The 20310-nt window shown below is 35.0% G+C and carries 21 protein-coding genes; 11 read left to right on the top strand and 10 right to left on the bottom strand.

The window, feature by feature from the left end; genetic code table 11:
• Window positions 1-214: 214 nt before the first annotated feature.
• From ACSVH6_RS05690 to ACSVH6_RS05675, 4 genes are all read right to left on the bottom strand, one after another.
• Window positions 215-544, bottom strand: a complete 330-nt coding sequence (locus ACSVH6_RS05690) for a hypothetical protein (RefSeq protein WP_438076430.1) — start codon at window positions 542-544, stop codon at window positions 215-217.
• Complete coding sequence (locus ACSVH6_RS05685; RefSeq protein WP_438076428.1) at window positions 516-725, bottom strand: DUF1508 domain-containing protein; 210 nt, start codon at window positions 723-725, stop codon at window positions 516-518. Before ACSVH6_RS05685 ends, ACSVH6_RS05690 begins: the two co-directional genes overlap by 29 nt.
• A gap of 205 nt (window positions 726-930) precedes the next feature.
• The gene (locus ACSVH6_RS05680; protein ID WP_438076426.1) at window positions 931-1131 is read right to left on the bottom strand and encodes a hypothetical protein; all 201 of its coding nucleotides are present in this window, start codon (window positions 1129-1131) and stop codon (window positions 931-933) included.
• Between the two features lie 17 nt (window positions 1132-1148).
• Complete coding sequence (locus ACSVH6_RS05675) at window positions 1149-2450, bottom strand: protein rep (RefSeq protein ID WP_438076424.1); 1302 nt, start codon at window positions 2448-2450, stop codon at window positions 1149-1151.
• A gap of 159 nt (window positions 2451-2609) precedes the next feature.
• On the opposite strand from ACSVH6_RS05675, the gene ACSVH6_RS05670 reads away from it, so the two are divergent.
• Together ACSVH6_RS05670 and ACSVH6_RS05665 are read left to right on the top strand one after the other, a co-directional pair.
• Window positions 2610-4526 carry a DUF294 nucleotidyltransferase-like domain-containing protein gene (locus ACSVH6_RS05670; RefSeq protein WP_438076422.1) on the top strand — a complete coding sequence of 639 codons (1917 nt, stop codon included), beginning with the start codon at window positions 2610-2612 and terminating at the stop codon, window positions 4524-4526.
• Window positions 4527-4528: 2 nt separating this feature from the next.
• Window positions 4529-5122 (top strand): 3'-5' exonuclease, encoded by a 594-nt coding sequence (locus tag ACSVH6_RS05665; RefSeq protein WP_438076420.1) that lies wholly within the window; start codon window positions 4529-4531, stop codon window positions 5120-5122.
• Window positions 5123-5217: 95 nt separating this feature from the next.
• Here ACSVH6_RS05665 and ACSVH6_RS05660 read toward each other — a convergent pair whose 3' ends face one another.
• On the bottom strand, window positions 5218-5718 hold the full coding sequence (locus ACSVH6_RS05660; protein ID WP_438076418.1) for a CAP domain-containing protein: 501 nt from the start codon (window positions 5716-5718) through the stop codon (window positions 5218-5220).
• 395 nt (window positions 5719-6113) lie between these two features.
• Entirely contained in the window at window positions 6114-6395 is a 282-nt protein-coding gene (locus tag ACSVH6_RS05655; protein ID WP_438076416.1) for a hypothetical protein, read from the bottom strand.
• 221 nt (window positions 6396-6616) lie between these two features.
• Between ACSVH6_RS05655 and ACSVH6_RS05650 the strand changes: the two genes are divergently transcribed.
• Window positions 6617-7177, top strand: a complete 561-nt coding sequence (locus ACSVH6_RS05650) for a GNAT family N-acetyltransferase (RefSeq protein WP_438076414.1) — start codon at window positions 6617-6619, stop codon at window positions 7175-7177.
• On the opposite strand, the gene ACSVH6_RS05645 is transcribed toward ACSVH6_RS05650, so the two are convergent.
• Both ACSVH6_RS05645 and ACSVH6_RS05640 read right to left on the bottom strand, forming a co-directional pair.
• On the bottom strand, window positions 7178-7411 hold the full coding sequence (locus ACSVH6_RS05645) for a VF530 family DNA-binding protein (RefSeq protein WP_438076412.1): 234 nt from the start codon (window positions 7409-7411) through the stop codon (window positions 7178-7180).
• Window positions 7412-7499: 88 nt separating this feature from the next.
• Window positions 7500-8150: an outer membrane protein gene (locus ACSVH6_RS05640; protein WP_438076411.1), complete on the bottom strand. Its 651-nt coding sequence runs from the start codon at window positions 8148-8150 to the stop codon at window positions 7500-7502.
• A 140-nt stretch (window positions 8151-8290) separates the two neighbouring features.
• On the opposite strand from ACSVH6_RS05640, the gene smpB reads away from it, so the two are divergent.
• Window positions 8291-8743 (top strand): SsrA-binding protein SmpB, encoded by a 453-nt coding sequence (gene smpB / locus ACSVH6_RS05635; RefSeq protein WP_438076409.1) that lies wholly within the window; start codon window positions 8291-8293, stop codon window positions 8741-8743.
• 34 nt (window positions 8744-8777) lie between these two features.
• Here smpB and ACSVH6_RS05630 read toward each other — a convergent pair whose 3' ends face one another.
• Window positions 8778-12524, bottom strand: coding sequence for a transglutaminase domain-containing protein (locus ACSVH6_RS05630; RefSeq protein WP_438076407.1), 3747 nt, complete (start codon window positions 12522-12524; stop codon window positions 8778-8780).
• A gap of 35 nt (window positions 12525-12559) precedes the next feature.
• Window positions 12560-13201: a protein-L-isoaspartate(D-aspartate) O-methyltransferase gene (locus ACSVH6_RS05625; RefSeq protein ID WP_438076405.1), complete on the bottom strand. Its 642-nt coding sequence runs from the start codon at window positions 13199-13201 to the stop codon at window positions 12560-12562.
• A 132-nt stretch (window positions 13202-13333) separates the two neighbouring features.
• Between ACSVH6_RS05625 and ACSVH6_RS05620 the strand changes: the two genes are divergently transcribed.
• From ACSVH6_RS05620 to ACSVH6_RS05590, 7 genes are all read left to right on the top strand, one after another.
• Window positions 13334-14302, top strand: coding sequence for a Gfo/Idh/MocA family protein (locus ACSVH6_RS05620; protein WP_438076403.1), 969 nt, complete (start codon window positions 13334-13336; stop codon window positions 14300-14302).
• Window positions 14303-14319: 17 nt separating this feature from the next.
• Entirely contained in the window at window positions 14320-15210 is an 891-nt protein-coding gene (locus tag ACSVH6_RS05615) for a 3-hydroxyacyl-CoA dehydrogenase family protein (RefSeq protein WP_438076401.1), read from the top strand.
• A 63-nt stretch (window positions 15211-15273) separates the two neighbouring features.
• Entirely contained in the window at window positions 15274-16491 is a 1218-nt protein-coding gene (locus ACSVH6_RS05610; protein ID WP_438076399.1) for a DUF1015 domain-containing protein, read from the top strand.
• Between the two features lie 17 nt (window positions 16492-16508).
• Window positions 16509-17183 carry a YggS family pyridoxal phosphate-dependent enzyme gene (locus tag ACSVH6_RS05605; protein ID WP_438076397.1) on the top strand — a complete coding sequence of 225 codons (675 nt, stop codon included), beginning with the start codon at window positions 16509-16511 and terminating at the stop codon, window positions 17181-17183.
• Window positions 17184-17209: 26 nt separating this feature from the next.
• A complete protein-coding gene (locus tag ACSVH6_RS05600) occupies window positions 17210-18571 on the top strand; it encodes an exonuclease domain-containing protein (RefSeq protein ID WP_438076395.1) in 1362 nt (453 codons plus the stop codon).
• 70 nt (window positions 18572-18641) lie between these two features.
• Window positions 18642-19562 carry a tRNA (adenosine(37)-N6)-dimethylallyltransferase MiaA gene (gene miaA, locus ACSVH6_RS05595; RefSeq protein WP_438076393.1) on the top strand — a complete coding sequence of 307 codons (921 nt, stop codon included), beginning with the start codon at window positions 18642-18644 and terminating at the stop codon, window positions 19560-19562.
• Window positions 19563-20300, top strand: coding sequence for an acyl-[acyl-carrier-protein] thioesterase (locus ACSVH6_RS05590; RefSeq protein WP_438076391.1), 738 nt, complete (start codon window positions 19563-19565; stop codon window positions 20298-20300).
• Window positions 20301-20310 lie beyond the last annotated feature (10 nt).

Genomic DNA, 20310 nt, shown 5'->3' with positions numbered 1-20310 from the left:
AAAAAAACCCCTATTTGAAAATAGGGGAATCTATGGTAATTTTAAGTCAATTTAAAGTATTCTTTGACATGACCAAAGGTAACAACCTTAATATTAAAATGCTTCCTAATATCTGTATAGTACTCTTGTGCTTTGCGCATTGACATATTAACGAAGATCGTACAAAGGTCTTTAGCCTTGATTAATTGGTGTGGGTTTTGTTCGTTGTACATAATTAAAATAAATTTAATTGTTTTGCTTTTTGGGCTTGTATAGCTTCTTTTTTGGATTTTTGTTTTTCGGCTAATTCAAACAAATTTTTATAATATTGGCTTTTTTCAAGTTGCCAACATTTGGCGTTAACTTCTGACCCGTCGACAACCATACAAAAGCGCAAGCAATGACCGACGGCGTTATTAAAATCTGATATCTCATAATTTCCACATGATTGACATTTCAAATCGGGTAGGAGCGAAATTTTTTCGTTATTTACAACCTCTTTTTTCTGCGGTTTTTCAACCCGATTGAAATCGGGGTTAAAGAGTATCATAATGATTTTTAACAAGGTTTTCAAATCCTCTTAAAACAATATCTGTTGTTATATGGGAAACTGAAACTAAATTTGCTACACAATCTGATTGATTAATATAACCCTCAGAAGATGCAAAAATTATTTTACCGTTATCGGATTTAATTTGAATGCGCCATTCTTTTTTATTATCCTGATATAATTTTACTATTGCCATAATATCAATTTTTAATTAAGTATTTATTGATTAAATAGATCAACACTTTTACAACCATGTTAAGTAAATAATTACGTGTTGAAAAATTGCTTTCAGTTGTTTGGTTGAAATTGTCAACCATTGAAATCTGATGTACTCCGTTTGGTTCTACATCGATAGTAATTCTTTTAATTTCGCTTTGTAACATTTTATTAATTTTTTAAGTTTATTTTTTATTTTCTTTAATAAATTTTTCAATATCAGCAGTATAAAATTGCTTTTGTAAATTGAAAATAGTTAATGAAGCAGAAATAAGACCTTTTAATTTAAAATAAAGTTTGTCAGCTTCTTCACCACGTATGTAAAAAAGTTTTTCCTCTAAAGCCTTTAAACGGTCGTATTCTTGCTTTGCTTGTTGGTCAGTCATAATTTTATATTTTTTAATTAAACTATAATTGGTACATCATATTTATCATAAATAATATCGATGTTTTGAAAGTCTTTGAAATAAGTAAGAAGATTGTAAACCCCGTCTAAACCGAACTGAGCAAACTTGTTTATTATCAATGGTTGCAAATCATTTTTGGAAACTTTACGCCATACATTGAGAGAGATTCTTAATTCAGGAGTAGAGTCCTTTTGTTGTTCGTTTACTATTTCCTCATCAGTTTTTTGGAGGTCTTTTAACTCATTGGAGTACATCAATTTGAGGGAATTTGAAACACTTATATAGTGTTTACCTTGCATTGTTTCGACAAATTCAGAGTAAATACCTTTTAAAAGATGTTTTTCGTTTACATCTTTATAATCATTTACCGCTAATTTACCCAAAGCAGTAAAAGGAGTTAAACCATCATAGGATTTTGAAGTTTTAGAAGTGAAAGAAGTCATTTCTGAGGCAATATCATATTTAACCATATAGCCGGCAATTTTCTTTTGAGTATCAACTATTTGTTGATTTTGTGACTTTACCAAAGCGTTATTTTTACCGTATTGTTTAGTTTGATATTTTGCCCATTTGGATAATAATCTCTTTTGCATTGCTTCTATTTCCTTTACATCGGAATTTTTATCATAGAAGTACAATAAATGTAAATGAGGGTGCCAACCGCCTTGTTTTGTGAAAGTTACTTCTAAGGTTTTTACTTGACCTATATAACCTGAATTGGCACGCATATTTTGAAAGAACTTTGTATTTTGAAACGCTCGATAGTTTCCTAAAATTTTATCGAGATTTTCGGTAAGTCTTTGTGTACGCTTATGTCGTACCGTTAAAGTGATGAAACCCAATTTAGCACCGCTGTTAAAATGACTTTGTACCAAAGTTTCAATAACCTTTTTACGCTGTTCAGCGATTTTTACCGCACAAACGGGACAACGCCAAAAAGAACCACAAGAAGCAACACCCTCAAAATAAAATGAATTATCAACCGTCTTTTTGAGGGTTATAGGGCTATTATCGTTTGAGTGTACGGAGTAGCCACAGAACTGAATACGAGGTTTGCGTTTTTCCCTTGTTTCTTGTAGTGTATAGTTGCCTTTGGCAACGTTACGCATTTTGAAGTATAGAGTACGGTAAACTTCTGATAATCCCTTTGAATGCTTCAATGTTTTATCGATTTTAGAACCTTGTTTTTGTTGTACAATGATACGTTTTCCGCATACGGAATACGTATCATTATCGAGGCGCTGCGCTTGTTTGTACTTCAAAGTATTAAAATGTTGATTATCAAAGATTTTCGCCAATTGTTTAGCACCATAATTTATATTATGTAAAATAAAAAATATTTAAAACAAAGAAGATCTCCGTTCCATTTAGTTTTAAAATGTTTTTAACAATTACCTACTTGTTGCCTAAACCTTTAGTATTTTTGTCAATGTATTTTTCATTTTTTTCAAAATAACATGAGTAATTCAATCGCAGAAAATATTGCTAACTTTTTAAAAGAATATCCGCCGTTCAATCATTTAACTTATGATGAATTGATTCAGGTTGCTACCAGCATTAGCGTCGTGAATTTAGATAAGCATAAAATTTTATTTCAAATTGACGATAAACTGCATGATAGTTTTTATGTAGTAGCTTCCGGAGTTATCAACTTGAACGTTGTGGCGGACGCTGAAGAGACATTACTAAATAAATGTTATGCCGGCGATGTATTTGGTTTGCGTCCCTTTTTCGCTAAGAACAACTACATGATGACTGCTAAAGCGCGAGAAGACAGTATTGTTTATGCTATTCCGATTAATACATTCAAACCGTTTGTAGCTCAAAATCAACAAGTACTCGATTTCTTGTTGGAAAGTTTTGCAACTAACACAAGAAATCCTTTCGATAAGGAAAACCGAGGTAAATTGATTACTGATAATGTTTACACTGAACACCAAACTAATGAAATTCAGTATTTTCAATCATTAGCCTATAATAAAACTCCAGTAAAAGTAACCGCAGGAACCATTATTAAAGATGCTGCCCAACTGATGACTGAAAATTTAATTGACAGTGTTTTGATTACGGAACAGAACTTCCCTATCGGAATCATTACTGATACCGATTTCAGAAGTAAAATTGGAACCGGAAGAATTCCGATATCATATACGGTTGATAAAATAATGTCCTCACCAGTGATTACAGTTCCTGAAAATGTTTCTGTGGCTGAAGCACAGCTTTTATTACTCAAACACAATGTAAGTCATTTGTGTGTCACAATTGATGGTTCGGATAAATCGGATGTTAAAGGAATTATATCAGAGCATGATTTAATCGTTGCTCAAGCCAACAACCCAGGAGTTTTAATAAAGGAAATCAAACGTTCGCTTACTCCTAAAGAATTAAAACAAGTCCGTGAAAAATTAACAGATTTAATTCAAACCTCAATAGCCAAAAACATCCCTCTGCCTCATATTTATAATATTTCGGGTGAAATCATTACTGCGATTGTAAAACGATCTGTAGAGCTCGCAATTTTGGATTTAGGTTCTCCTCCTGCCCGTTTTGCTTGGTTAAGTATCGGAAGTCAAGGAAGAAAAGAACAACTATTACTGACTGACCAAGACAGTATTTTGGTCTTTGAAGATGTTGCTGTAGAAAAGTATAGAGATGTTAAAGATTATTTCTTAAAACTCTCCAAAAGAGCTACGGCAATATTGGAAAAAGTAGGATACAGTTATTGTCCTAATGGGCACATGGCTAGTAATATGTTGTGGTGTAAATCGCTGACAGACTGGATTAAGCAGTATAACAATTGGATGAAAACACCAGGTGAGAAATCGAATGAAATCAGCAGCATTTTCTTTGATTATGAGATTGCATTTGGTGAAGGAAAGTTGGAAGATGCCATTACGGATGTTATCTTTAAAGATGTGAAAAGCAATACACTTTTCTTTGATTATTTAGGTAATGATACACTTCGCAAAAACCCTCCGCTGAATTTTTTCAAGAAATTTAATTTAGAAGAAGAAGGAGAGCATAAAGGAAAATTTGATATTAAAAACAGAGCCATAATGCCTTTGGTAGATGGTGCTCGACTCTTTGCCATAAGTATGAATTTAAGAGGAATCAACAATACTTATCTTCGATTCAAGCAATTGGCAATGGTAGATCCAAAATTTTCTGAAATCTATTTGAGCTGTGCCGACGCATTTTTGGTTTTGTCAAAATTCAGAACTTTAGAAGGCTTAAAAAACGATAGTACCGGAGATTATATCAATGTTGATGAGCTAACCAAAGCAGATAAAGAAAAATTAAAAAATGCCTTAGCTCCTATGCGTGAGCTTGAAGAATTAATAAAAGATAAATTCAGATTGACCCAATTTTCTTAGATATGTTAGATTGGATTAAAAATATCAGTAAAGAATACCCGGAATTTTGGAAGTTATATTTGGCCAAATTTGAAACCAAATCCAATCGTTATGTTATTCTAAGTACTGAAACCACCGGTTTGAATCCTAAAAAAGATGTTATACTATCTTTCGGAGCCATTGGAGTGGTTAATGATGTAATCAAAATCGGAGACAATTTTGAAGTGGTTATTTTGCAATACAAGTACTTGCATGACAATGGATTGTCTAATGAATTTTTGATTGAAAGTAAGTTGACCAAATTAGCCGAATACCAAGCAGTTCAAGCTTTAGTAGAATACATAGGCAATGCTGTTTTAGTGGGTCACCGCATTCATTTTGATATAGAAATGATTAATGAAGCACTTGAAAAAATGGAATGTGGCCGATTAAAAAACGAAGCGCTGGATATTGAAATTATGCATCAAAAATTACTGGATGTAACCAAATCTTTTTCTTTGAACGATTTGATTAAGCATTATAAAGTGCCTGAAAACGAAAAGAATTCAGCTTCAGATGATGCTTATGCCATAGCTTTATTGTTCTTGAAACTCAAAACCAGGTTGGGTTTTAAATAAAACAAAAAACCCGCTGGATAGCGGGTTTTTCTAGATCTGTCAAAATCAAACAAAACAATAATCAAACTATTATTTTCTCTTTGTACGCATGGTTATTATTTCTTTTTAATAAACATGTTCGTGTAATATTTTCTTCCAGTAGCTGGATCGGTGGTAACGGAGATTCCGAAATGGGTAAAGTCTCCTTCAATGTTGGCTTTGTGTGTCGGACTGTTCAGCCAGGCATTAAAAGCACTTTCGGCGGTTAAGTAATTGTAAGCAATGTTCTCTCCTACTTTCTCGGCTCCTAATACTTCGATTAAGTTCTCGGAACGATCGTAAAAATAATCATGGTTCACCACTTTGTTATCAATCATGTATTCATTGTGCTCTTCTGATTTGTAAGAGATGTGATTGATTACCTGCAAGGTGTTTAAACCGATGCTTTGACGATAATTGTTGATGAGGGTTACCAACTGCAACTCGGTGTCGTTGTAATTGTAGGTCGTTACAAGTTTGTTGTCAGCTGTAGTACTTTCTGAAGAATCAGAAGAACAAGATACCATAGTGAGCACAATTGCTATCGGCAATAATGCTCTGAACATTTTTGCTTTCATAGTAGTAGGTTAAGTTTTTTGAATAAAGTAGATGTGGGGCAAACACTTTATCGGATTAATAATGACAGAACGTATTGTTTGATTTGGTTTGACAATATTAGGCTAAAACAACGTTTAAATACAAATAAAATCGATGAAATGCATTGTTTTATTGTTTATACATGTATTATTCTTACTTATATTATATTTCAACATGATTACCTTGTCTGCTTACAAAACTAAAAAAACGCTTCGATGAGTGTTAAGCTAGAAATTATGAATGACTGTTATCGGTAAAGACACATAAATTCCATCAAATTCAAAAAGGGGAAACAAATAAATATTTATTTTTCCCTTACTACTAAAAAAAGTAAAAAACACAAATACAAAAAGCACTTCCTAGAGTGCTTTTGATTTTATGCCGATTTATAAATTCGGTTAATAGGTATTGAATGACCCTGTTTGAGAATAACCCGTTGATCGGTGACGGCCCAAACCGTCGTTTCAACAACTTTTTTAGACTGGTTGTCTTCAAAATAGATTCTGATTTTAGAATGTTCTAAGTTTCCCAACGCCAGCGCGCGATTTAAGTCAGAATGCCGTTGTTGCATTTCTTCAAAAGATTCTAAAACATCAGATTGCGGAAAGGAAAGAAGGTGTATTTTTTCCTTTTCAATAGTTTCGAAATTTGGCTTCATACTAAGTAGGATTAAATTAAAAATAGATTAATGGGCAGAATAAAAGTAGTAAAATATTTTTTCTAAACAAGTTTTTTTGAAAATAAATAAAACATAACTGTTTAAATTTCAATATGTTTTTTAGTAATTTCAAATGATTGGTACTTAATATTGTTACATAAAATTTAGAATATCCCTCTATACCCAATTGAAAATTGCAATACATTTACATAAAAAATAATATGCTGACCATCAACTTCCACCCTTTTCAAAATTTAGAAACCAAGCGTTTATTGTTACGTCGGATAGATGAAAATGATGTTGATGAAATACTGGCACTTCGGGGTAATTCGGAAACCATGAAATATATTCCCCGTCCATTGGCTAAAACCAAGGAAGATGCCTTGCAGCATATTGCAATGATTAATGAAAAAATTGAAGACAACACCGGAATTAATTGGGGAATCACCATTAAAGGGAATCTTAAAATTATTGGTATCATAGGCCATTACCGCATCCAACCGGAAAATCATCGCGCTGAAATTGGTTATATGTCGTTGCCGGAAACTTACGGTAAAGGTTACATCACGGAGGCTATCAAAGCAGTAGTGAAATATGGTTTTGAACAAATGAATCTTCACTCTGTAGAAGCCGTAATCGATCCGGACAATATTGCTTCCGAAAAAGTGTTATTAAAGAATGGCTTTGTAAAAGAGGCACATATTCTGGAAAATGAATTGTGGGATGGAAAATTTTGGGATACTGTAATCTACTCCTTGTTGCGTAGAAATTTTAAAGAATAGCTATTCTTTGTTCAGTTTGGGCAATGTTCGAATGTACAATTCTTCTACTTGCTTTCTCGCCCATTCGGTTTTTCTTAAAAATGTCAAACTAGACTTAATGCTCGGATTGCTGTTGAAACATCTTATTTTTATCAATTCACCCAAAGTATCAAAACCGTAAAATGCTTCCAGATCTTCGAGCATCATTTTAAGTGTAATCCCGTGAAGCGGATTATTTGAAGCTTTATTTTGCATAAACAAATATATACAAAAAAACCGCCATTCAATCAAGAATGACGGTCCTCCAGATTCGGTTTCCCGAATACTAACCATTAACTATAAATTAAAACACGAATTTAAATCCGAATGATAACGGAGTGGTCAAACTTCCTCCACTTCCATACAATGCATTGTTGTAGGCTGATTCTACATTGGCCACATGAGCAACTGAAAAATCTGTAATCGTTGTTTTTTCGCCACCGTCCGGTTTTAATGTTGTTTGGCTGAAATTCACCAAATTATATGAGAACTCAACAGAGAAGTTTTTAGTAACAAAGAAATCAACCCCACCCGACATAGTAGCACCAAATTGAGAGATTTTTAAGTTGGTAGTTTCTTCTTTACCGGTTATAATTGGTGTGGCTAACTGGCCGAAGAAATAGAAATTCCCGGCTACATTCCAATATTTACGTGCCAAAGGTTGGATAACGTAGAGCTTAGAGTTTAAGTCAACGGTATTTCCGCCTACGTCGGCATTATCGGCTTTGATGTTAAGGTAACCAATACCAGCTCCAACGGCTACTGTAGGAGTAACAAAGGTCCCCACAATTGGTAACACCATTACGTTAGTACTTTTAACATCTCCTGATTTTGATTGTTGATAGCCAATTTGTGAAGTGGCAAACCACGCTCCTTTTAGGCCTTGACTTTTTTCTTGTGCTTGAGCAGTAAACGTCATTAATACAATTCCTGCTGCTAATAATAATTTTTTCATTTTGATTATTGGTTTAAAATTACACTTCAAAAGTACCGTGAACATTTGGCCCAAAAACTGATATAAATCATAGTTTGACTATTTTTTTTATTGCTAATTTCATATCGAATAAGCTCAATAATTTATACATTTGCCATCCTATGTTAAAAACAATAAACATACTGAACAAGCGGGCTAAGTTTGATTATGAAATAATTGAAACCTATACGGCCGGCATCGTTTTAACCGGTACAGAAATCAAGTCGATTCGTTTGGGTAAAGCCAATATAACGGAAGGATTTTGTGAATTTCACAATGGTGAGTTGTTTGCCATCAATACCCAAATTGATGAATATCTTTATGGTAACCAGTTCAATCACAAAGCCAAAAGTGAGCGTAAACTATTATTGAACAAAAGAGAATTAAAAAAGCTGGAAAGAGCCTTCGATACCAAAGGTTTAACAATTATTCCATTGAAATTGTTTACTAATGAAAAAGGACTGGCCAAGCTAGACATAGGGCTTTGCCGAGGAAAGAAAACGTATGACAAACGAGAATCGCTTAAGGAACAAGATACCAAACGGGATTTAGACCGAATCAAGAAATCATTTTAAAATAAAAAATCCACCCTGAGGTGGATTTTCATTTTTATTTGAAGCCTACAACCTGTTCTTCGTTGGCGATTACTTCTTCAACATATTTTTTATAATCCGGGTACTCTGCAGCAGTGATGTTGTCCCATGGGGTGCTTACAACTCGAGTTACTTTAAGCGAATTAGGTTTTACCAATTCAAAACTGATAGAATAACTGTGGTTTTTATAGGTGTAGTTTTTGTTTTCCGGGATTTCAGTAAACTTTTTATCAGCCGGAATATTCATTACAATTGTTGAGTTATAATTGTAATTGTTCTCATAAGTAATGTATTTAATATCATAATTACGGGTTTCCTTGGCTACGATATCACGGGTATATACTTTATCAATAAAAGGCAAATCCACGATTTTAAGGTTTCCTACGCTTTTGATTTTTTCATTGACTGACAATTGCGTTTGAAACTCAATACTGTCATCAAAGGCATTGTTGGTAATAAGTTTGGCGTTTTCAAGTTTTAAACTTTTTTTCAGTTTGTTGTTGTAATCTTCTTCCAATTCCTTTTTTCTGACATCTTCAGAAGTCGCCGTCGAAAATAATTCATTGAAATACGATTTATTGGCCCCTATAATCTTTTGGGTATTGATGAGTTTGATGTCTTTATCACCCAAATCGACCACGCTGTTGGTAATGACTTCATTTTTCACAGCATTATCAAACGGAATATTGATTAAAGAGGACTTCTCATTTTCGTTTTTATCAAAAGAGATTACCAAAGCATTGGCTTTATACAAAGACATCGGTAATGCTTTATAAGGTAAGTATTTATCAGTCAGTTCCAGGAAAACCTCTTTTCCGTCTATGATTGTTTTCACAATACAATGATTGAATTCTTTAGACGGCAGCGACATCAATTGCGAACTGTTGTCGTTGGTAGATACCAAAACCAAATTGGCTTTCATATTCGCCAATTGAGCCAGAGCCACAAAAAGCGTCGACACATCTTTACAATCGCCTAATTTAGTAGTAATGGTTTTAGATGGTTTTTGCGGTACATAGCCGCTTTGTCTGAAATCCTGTGAGCTATATTTAATGTTTTCTTCTATATATGTATATATTTTTTTGGCAATGGCATCTTGCGTCATGCCAGCCACTCCATTTGGAAAAATCCCTTCAAAAGTACTTTTGGTCACTTTGTCCAATTTCAAGGTTTTTTTAACTAAATCAGCATACCAGTTAGATATCTCTTTCCAGTCTTTGATTGAACTTACGTTGATAGAGTTGGTCAAATCATTATAGTTCTTAGAGTTGGGTTCTAGTAGGGCCAACGCCGGAATTTTGGAACGTTTCCAGATGGTGCATGTTTTGTTGTTGATTTTTTTAACCGTAGGTGTAATATCGCCATTGCTGAATTTAAAATTATATTTAATATCCGATGGATTGATGATGGCAAAAATAGATTCTACCGTTGGAAACGTACTGTTGAAATAACAATCCAAATTGAAATCTTTGTAGAATCGGCCGTACGAATTGCTGAAGGATTCGTATTCTATATAAACCACATCCCCTACTTTCAGGTTAGGAAATACCAAGGTTCCATCGCCCTCATCGGCAGGAACCAAACTTCCGTCTTCTTTTACAATTTCAGATTTTTGTAATGTGATGGAGTATGTATTCAATTTGTATTCTTTCATTTCCTCAATACCGTTTTCGGTAGTGATTTCATATGCTAAAGCGATTTTTGATTTCCGTCCTCCTTCCGGCAGAATATTTACGATATATTCGTCCAAAAGTGTCACGACACCATAATCACTTTTCATATCCGAATGTCTGCGCTCTTTGATGATTTTATATTTGTCTTTGATATCGATTTCTTCAATTTCATCGGGCGTCTTGGTAATGTCGTATAATTGTTTTCGCAATGAACTGTTTTCTGAATTGTGTGTCAAGGATTGACGCATGTATTTTTCGGCTTCTTTTACATTATTCATATAATTGTAAACCTGACCTTTTTGTTCTAATAAATAAAACGAATAAGGGAAGTTTGCCAATGCATTATTAATTTCTTCCAAAGCTTCAGTATACTTTTTCTCTTCAATTAAAATGCTGATGTAGTCCGAAGCTACTCCATTGAAATAAGGATAGTTTTTCTTTCTTTCCAAAAACAGTCGCTTCACATCTTCTTTTCGGTTGGCATCACGGTAATACCCAATTAACTTGGCCAGTGCGGTAAAATTTTCTTTTTTATCTAATAATCCTTCGAGTAAAGCAATCGTTTTTTCCTTTTTCTTTTCCAAACTGTCATAAAGCGGAGCTAAACTGGTAAGATAAAATTCGCTGTTGTTTGACTTGGCAAATAAGTCATCCAGATTGCTAATCATTGCTTCCATATTTGAATTTCGTGCATTGATGAAAAAATCATACAACAGTCCAACCATAGGAGAATTTAACTTTTTAGCCCGGTCTCTGTATTTTTCAAGTTCTGCAATACTCACAGAAGAAATCCAATCGCTGTCTTGTGCTTTGTTAACCAAAGTAAAATAGTAATCAGGATCCTGAACTTCTATGTTTTTCTTTACTTCATCCAACTTTTGATTGTCATCTTTGAAGTTATAGTATTTGGCCAAACGAATTTTTATCATTGAACTGTTCGGATATTGTCGGTCTAAATCTTCAATAATATCTTGGGCTAACTCTACTTTTTTGTTATGAATATAGCAGTCAAAAAGCAAAATCTTATTCAGTACATTTCCCGGGTCTGCTTTAACTTTATTGCTAAAATATGCCTCATAATCAGGTGTCTGTTCTTCTACCTGAAGTGATGACAAAGTAGATTTTGTATACTCTTTATAAGTGTTGTAATAAGTCAGATTCGTAATAGGTTTGTTCTGCGTATCGGTTAGAGCAAGGAAAAAATAACTGTTTGCTTTCGAAATGGCGGTTTTCATCAAAATACGGTTCATGCCTTTTGGCAACAATAGTTTGATTTTATAAGCATTTAAATCCGAAACTCGGTTTAAGGTATTAACATAAACTTCCACATCATTTACAAATATTTTCATAGAAGCACTCATACCAAAATTAAAAATCACTTCCTGATCATTTGGATTGTCTACAAAAACCTGAGAATACATTATGGCATTGCCATATTCGTCTTCATTAGAAAACGTTTGATACCCTTCGTTTTGAATGATTCCAGGATTGTACCATCCCACTACTCCATTGCTGTTCGCATCAAAAGATTTGTCGTTTTTCGGATAAGCTTCGGGCTCGTATTCAATATCAATACCGCTGTCATTCAGATTTTCAAACGGACCACACAATTGCCAATCCATAATGGAATGCAATTGTTTAATTGCATTGGCATAACCTGTATAATCTTTTCGGTTTCTGTCAGCTATGGCCTTATAGTAAATAACCTGAGGATTGTCTTTAAAAGCGGCTAACTGTGCTAAAGCATCTATTTTTTTATAGGTGTTGTCGTTAAAACCTACCGTTTGAATTTCATCCAAGATAAATTGTCTTTTTACCAACGGGCAGTAATAAAAACCACTCTCCGGAAAAGTTGCCAGTGTTTTGACAAAAGTTTCATCATAATCACTCTTGCCGCTTTCCAAATCAATAAAGTTGTCTAACAGAAAAAGGTCAATAGTTTTATTTTTTTTTGATTTCAGTTCTTGATCAAACAGTTTTCTGGCTTCTGTTCTTTTGTTGCTCAGTAATAATTTCCAGACCTTGGTTTCTGTATTCTGAGCTAAAGCGAATTGGGAAATAAAAAGACAAAAAGTAATGATTTTTTTCATACAAATTCAGGTGTTATTATCTGTAGGGTAAGATACTAATTTTTATTTTCCAATAAAGGAACAAAACGGAATTCCCCAAATTCATGTTTTTCAAATTGAGTTTCATTCTTGCGAATCAACAAAGTCATAATTTGTTCATTCTCACCCAACGGAATCACGAGTCTTCCTCCTATTTTCAGCTGGGCCATTAATGGTTTCGGAATTATTGGAGCTCCTGCTGTTACTATGATGCTGTCAAAAGGAGCAAAATTTTCCAGTCCTTTGTATCCGTCACCAAAGGATAAATGTTTAGGACGAATTCCCAGTTTTGGTAACAATGCAGAGGTAATTTTGAACAATTCGTTTTGTCGTTCAACAGAATAGACTTTGGCTCCCATAGTCACCAAAACGGCTGTTTGATATCCGGAACCTGTGCCAATCTCCAACACTTTGTGGTCTTTTTTTACCTGAAGTAACTGCGTTTGAAATGCCACTGTATAGGGTTGGGAAATAGTTTGTCCGGCCGCAATAGGAAAAGCCTTGTCCTGATAAGCAAAATCCTCAAAACCCGAATTCAAAAACAGATGTCTCGGGATTTTCCGAATGGCTTCTAAAACGTGTTTATCTGTAATTCCTTTCTCTTCTAATTGCTTAGCAAGTTGGTTTCTGAGTCCTTGATGTTTGGCAGTATCTTTCAATTTGGGTAGTGATTAATTTTGGTAAAAATAGACGGAAAAAATCCAAAAAACAAATAACAAATTCCAAAAAAACTTTAAACTTGAAACCTAAAACTCGGAACAATTATCTTATTTTTGGTAAAATTTTATTTTATGCTTAAAGTTGGCGTTTTAGGTGCCGGTCACCTCGGAAAAATACACTTACGATTATTACAACAATCTGAAAAATATGAACTAGTAGGGTTTTATGACGAAAACCCGGAATACGCAGAAAAAATAGCAACTGAGTTTGGATACAAAAGATTTGATACCATTGCCAAATTAATTCACGCTGTTGATGTTATTGACATTGTAACCCCTACACTTTCGCATTATAAATGTGCTAAAGTTTCCATCAAATCAGGGAAACATGTATTCATTGAGAAGCCTATTGCTACTACTGTAGAAGAAGCTGAAGAAATTATAGCATTGGCTAAAGAATACAATGTCAAAGGACAAGTGGGTCATGTAGAACGTTTTAATCCGGCATTCATTGCTGTTAAAGATCAAATCGAAAACCCAATGTTTATTGAAACGCATCGTTTGGCTGAGTTCAATCCGCGCGGTACCGATGTTCCGGTGGTATTGGATTTAATGATACACGATATTGATGCCATACTGAGTGTCGTTAAATCCAAAGTTAAAGCAGTACATGCCAGCGGCGTTTCAGTTTTGAGTCAATCTCCTGATATTGCCAATGCCCGTATTGAATTTGAAAATGGCTGTGTGGCTAATATTACTTCCAGTAGAATCTCTATGAAGAACATGCGTAAATCCCGCTTTTTTCAAAAGGATGCTTACATCTCTGTAGATTATTTAGACAAAACCTGTGAAGTAGTAAAAATGAAAGAGGCTCCGGAAGTTCCGGGTGACTTTGATATGATTCTTCAAAATGCAGAAGGTGATCGCAAACAAATTTATTTCAACAACCCCGAAATACACAACAATAACGCCATTTTAGATGAGTTGGAAACCTTTGCCGATGCTATAACAAACAATACAAATCCTATAGTAACTCTTGTAGACGGCACCGAAGCCCTGAGAGTTGCCTATATGATTATCGATTCAATGAACAAACAATAATAACCTAAATCAATAGAATGAAAACAATTGCTGTAATAGGCGCAGGAACTATGGGCAACGGAATTGCTCACACTTTTGCACAAAGCGGATTTACCGTAAAATTAATTGACATCTCTGAAAAATCACTGGAAAAAGGAATGGCTACTATAGCAGCTAATCTTGATCGAATGGTAACCAAAGGAACCATTTCTGAAGAAGATAAACACCAAACGATTTCTAATATTATCACCTATACCGATATGAAAGACGGTGTAGTTGGAACTGATTTAGTTGTGGAAGCGGCTACTGAGAATGTCAGTTTGAAACTCAACATCTTCAAACAACTCAGCGAAATCTGTAATCATAATGTCATTTTAGCTACTAATACGTCCTCTATTTCCATTACGCAAATCGCAGCCCAAGTGGTACATCCCGAAAGAGTAATTGGAATGCACTTTATGAATCCTGTGCCGATTATGAAATTAGTTGAAATCATCAGAGGCTATTCTACCTCAGATGAAGTGACTAAAATCATTATGGATTTGTCTGTAAAATTAGGAAAAACACCAACTGAAGTTAATGACTACCCCGGTTTTGTGGCTAACAGAATATTGATGCCAATGATTAACGAAGCCATTGAAACATTATATAACGGTGTAGCCGGTGTATATGAAATTGATACCGTAATGAAGCTGGGGATGGCTCATCCTATGGGGCCGTTACAGCTAGCAGACTTCATCGGACTGGACGTTTGTCTTTCTATATTAAACGTAATGTACGATGGTTTCAAAAACCCGAAATATGCACCTTGCCCACTCTTAGTTAACATGGTTATGGCAGGAAAGCTGGGAGTAAAATCAGGAGAAGGATTCTATGATTATGCTGAAAGTAAAAAAGCAGAAAAAGTTTCAAAACAATTTAACTCGTAAAAATTACTAGCATTTAATCTTAAGTTTACATCTTTTGGTTATTGTCTGTTATTTAATCTTCCAATGGCAAAAATAATTCCTTTCAAAGCAGTACGTCCTACCCCAGATAAAGTGGCTTTGGTTACTTGTCGCAATTATGATGATTACAGTTCTGCCGAGCTTGCCGCCTGGCTGAGTTTTAATCCGTATTCCTTTTTGCACGTCATCCATCCGGCTTACATGTATTCGCAGAAAATTACCCTGGATAAGCGGTTTAAAGGAGTAGCCCATAAATATCAGGATTTCAAAGATGATGGTGTTTTTATGACGGAAGACCAACCTGTTTATTTTTTATATGAGATTCAGACCAAAACAGAAATTTTTACAGGTATAGTCGCCGGGACATCAATTGAAGATTACAAAAACAATCGTATCAAAAAACACGAAGATACACTGCAATATCGTGTAGAATACTTTAAGGATTACTTACACCAAACCGGATTTAACACCGAGCCAGTCTTGATTACCTATCCCGATAATATTCAGATTAATGAATGGATAGCTAAAAAAAAGAAAGATCAACCGGTCTACAATTATTCAACGACCAATAAAGAAAAACATCAGCTTTGGAAAGTTGAATCCGCAGAAGAAATTCATTGGTTGACCCAACAGTTTGAAGACATTCCCGAGTTGTATATTGCAGACGGACATCATCGCTCGGCTTCGGCAGAATTGCTGTATGATGAAGACAAGCATTTGGGCAACGAAAACCTTAACTATTTTATGAGTTTTCTCATAGCCGAAAGCAATGTCAAAATTTATGAATACAACCGTATCATAAGAGATTTGAATGGTTTTAGCCGTGAAGACTTCCTTGAGAAATTATCGGAACATTTCATTATCAAAGACAAAGAACAGGAATTGTGGAAACCTCAAAGCAAATTTGAATTCGGTATGTATCTCGATGGTCATTTTTATGCTTTGTTCTACAAACAACAAGGAATGTCTGAGAGTATGTTGGGGAATCTCGATGCTCAGATTTTATATGACACGGTATTACTACCTTTATTAGGGATTGAAGATTTACGCAATGATGAACGCATTGAATACATCCCCGGAAAACAATCGGTAGCTACTATAAAAGAATTAGTAGATGAAGGAGAGTTTGAAGTAGGTTTTATGCTTTATGCTTCTGACATCAATGAAATTAAGGCTTTGGCCGATAACAATTTAATCATGCCTCCTAAAAGCACTTACATTGAACCCAAATTCAGAAGCGGTTTAATGGTATATGAATTGTAATTTGGAGAAATGCCAATTTGAAAAAAATTAAAATGTCAATAAAAGAAAAGCTCCTTGATATAAAATCCTCCCTCCCACCACACGTTACGCTTGTGGCGGTTTCTAAAACCAAACCGGTAGCTGATTTAATGGAAGCTTACGAAGCGGGGCAGCGAATCTTTGGAGAAAACAAAATACAGGAAATGACCGAAAAGTGGCAGCAATTGCCAAAGGATATTGAATGGCACATGATCGGTCATGTGCAATCCAATAAGGTAAAATACATGATTCCTTACGTGAAGCTTATTCACGGAGTAGACAGTTTGAAATTATTGAAAGAAATCAACCGTCAGGCGGTGCGTTGGAGAAAGAACATCCATTGTTTACTTCAGATTCATATAGCTGAAGAGGAAACCAAATTTGGATTAGACGAAAATGAACTGAAAGATCTACTTAATTCTGAAGAATTTAAGGCAATGGCTAATATCAAAGTGATTGGTTTAATGGGGATGGCGACATTTACAAATAACCAACTCCAAATCAAACGCGAATTTCAGCATTTAAAATCTATTTTTGACCATTGCCAACAATTTACCAGCGACAACCTGCAGCTAACCACTCTTTCGATGGGAATGAGCGGAGATTACCCGATTGCTATCGAGTGCGGAAGTACGATGGTTCGGATTGGAAGTAGTATCTTTGGTGGAAGATAATATAAACTGTTAATTACAACACTGATTTGTACGCCATACTCGACATAGAAACCACCGGAGGCCAGTTCAACGAAGAAGGCATCACTGAGATTGCAATTTACAAATTTGACGGTCATGAAATTGTCGACCAATTTATCAGTTTGGTCAATCCCGAGAAGCCAATACAGCCTTTCGTGGTAAAACTTACCGGTATTAATAATGCTATGTTGCGCTCGGCTCCCAAGTTCTATGAAGTAGCCAAGCGCATTATTGAAATTACTCAGGATTGTATTGTTGTGGCTCACAATGCCTCTTTTGATTATCGCATACTGCGTACCGAGTTTGGCCGATTGGGTTATGATTACGTCAAACCGACGCTCTGTACAGTCGAATTGTCGCAAAAGCTGATTCCGGGACAACCTTCTTACAGCTTGGGAAAACTGGTTCGTTCCTTAGGCATACCTGTTGCTGACCGGCATAGAGCCAATGGTGACGCCATGGCTACCGTAAAACTTTTCAAAATGCTTTTGGCGAAAGATGTCGAAAAAGAAATTCTCATCAGTCTTATCAAAGCAGAAATCAAGAAAGGATTATCTCCTAAATTATTGGATATAGTGGAAAGTATGCCTAGTAAAACCGGAATCTACTATATGCATAATGAGAAAGGTGATTTGATATATATTGGTAAAAGCCGTAACATTAAAAAGCGAATTAGCCAGCACTTTACAGGTACTTCGGGCAAAAGTAAAAAAATCCAACGGGATGTTTTTGCCGTAACCTACGAAGTAACAGGTAGTGAACTAATTGCTCTTTTGAAAGAAAGTGAAGAAATAAAAATCAATAAACCAATCTATAACCGTTCTCAACGCAAAACCATTTTTCAGTATGCCCTTTATGCCGATAAAGATGAAAACGGTTATTTAGCATTAAAAGTTCAAAAAGCTGATGGACGCAAAAAAGAGATTACCTCATTTGCTTCTTTACAAGAAGGGCGAAACTTGCTCTTCAAAATAACAGCGGAACACCAATTGTGTCAAAAGATTAATGGTTTATATGAAACCAAAAATGGTTGCTTTCAGTTAAAAATTAAAGAATGTTTGGGAGCTTGTTTAGGCAAAGAATCCCCGGAAGATTACAATCAACGCGTGGAGGAATTCATTCAGGAAATGAAGTTTAACAACAGCAATATGGTCATTATTGATCGAGGGCGTACTGTTGATGAACGTAGCGCCGTTTTGATTGAGAACGGAGTTTATAAAGGGTATTGCTTCTTTGATTTAAATTACCAAGTCAATAACATTGAAATCCTGAAAAACATCATCATTCCTATGCAAAACAATCGGGACACACGTACTATTATTCAGGGATTTTTACGTAGAAATAAGGTGATGAAAATTATTAAATTTTAATTGACAGGGAGCTATTTTCGCTGTCCGCGCTACACGGTAGCCTGCTTCCATCGGGGCTAAAAAATATATTGTGAACTACTTAATTGTCATTGTCGGACCAACAGCCATAGGAAAAACTTCTTTAAGTATTGCCTTAGCAAAACATTTCGGATGCGATATTTTGTCCTGTGACAGCCGGCAGTTTTATAAAGAAATGGCTATCGGTACAGCGGTTCCAAGTAAGGATGAATTAGCTTCTGCACCACATCATTTCATTCAAAATAAATCTATTTTTGACAGCTACACTGTAGGCGATTTTGAACAGGAATCCATTGCCTTGCTCGACACTTTATTTCTAAAAAATAAAGTCCAAATTATGGTAGGTGGTTCCGGTTTATATGTAGATGCTGTACTCAAAGGGTTTGATGATTTTCCGAATATAGACAAGTCGTTAAGAGATGAAATAAATGCTGATTTTGAGATATTTGGATTAGATTATCTTCAGCAAGAATTGAAAAAAAGAGATGCTGATTATTATCAAAAACTCCTCACCGAAAATCCCCAAACCCTTCAAAATCCGCAACGCATGAAGCGCTTTGTTGAAGTATGTTTGGGCACCGGAAAGCCTTACTCTTCATTTGTCGGACAAAAGAAAAACCGTCGAAACTTTACTCCTATCATCATCGGTTTGGAAGCTGACAGAGAAATTATGTATGAACGTATCAACCAACGGGTAGACATTATGATGAAAGAAGGTCTTTTGAGTGAAGCCGAAGTTTTGTTTCCGTACAAGATGTTGAATGCCTTACAAACTGTCGGTTATCGCGAATTATTTGAGTATTTGGACGCAACTGTAACATTAGATAAAGCAGTAGAGAACATTAAAATGAATACCAGAAGATTTGCGAAAAGACAAGTAACATGGTTTAAACGCAATGAAAATACAGTTTGGTTTGATTACCTGACAGATATGGATAGGATTACAAATTACATTGAATCTAAAATTAAGTAAATGTCTATATCTTTCGGTTTCACATCTATTTTATCTAAAAATTGGGAAATTAATTTTCTCCAATGTTATCCAAACGGTTATCTCAAATACACTGATTTGTGCAATATTTTACAATTGACGGCAGGTTTGCATGCTGAAATGGGAGGTATTAGTTTTACGGATATGCAAGTTCATCACCAAGCATGGGTACTCAGTCGTATGAGAGTGGAAATTTCAGCCATGCCCAAATGGCGAGATGTTATTACGATAAAAACCTGGATTAACTCATTAGAGAATTCACGTTCCATCCGCTGTTTAGAAGTATATCTTGGTGACAAGAAAATCGTTGGATGTGAAACATTTTGGGCGGTTTTCAATACCAAAACACGAAGACCCGAATCTTTAGTTTTGCCGCATCAACATTTTCAAAAATATTCTGACAGAGCAACTGTGCAATCTTTCAGTAAAATTGACTTTCAGCAGGAAATGCAAAATAAAGGAACACATGTTGTTAAATTATCGGATTTAGATATTGTGAATCATGCCAATAGTGTCAAGTATTTGGAGTGGTGTTTGGATACGGTTGATTTGAATATCCTCATTAATCAAAAAATTGATAGTTTTGAGATGAACTATCTGAAAGAAGTTGCTATGAGCGATATAGTTACCCTCAACCAAAAAGAAGAGTTAAACACTGTTGTTTATACTGTTGAAAAGGATGCTAAAGTTTGCTTTGCCCTGCAATTGCATTTAAAATAACAAGGCTCCG

The sequence above is a fragment of the Flavobacterium sp. XGLA_31 genome, assembly GCF_051547105.1.
In the GTDB taxonomy this organism is placed as follows: Bacteria; Bacteroidota; Bacteroidia; order Flavobacteriales; family Flavobacteriaceae; genus Flavobacterium.
This window is presented reverse-complemented; position numbering and strand designations above follow the sequence as displayed.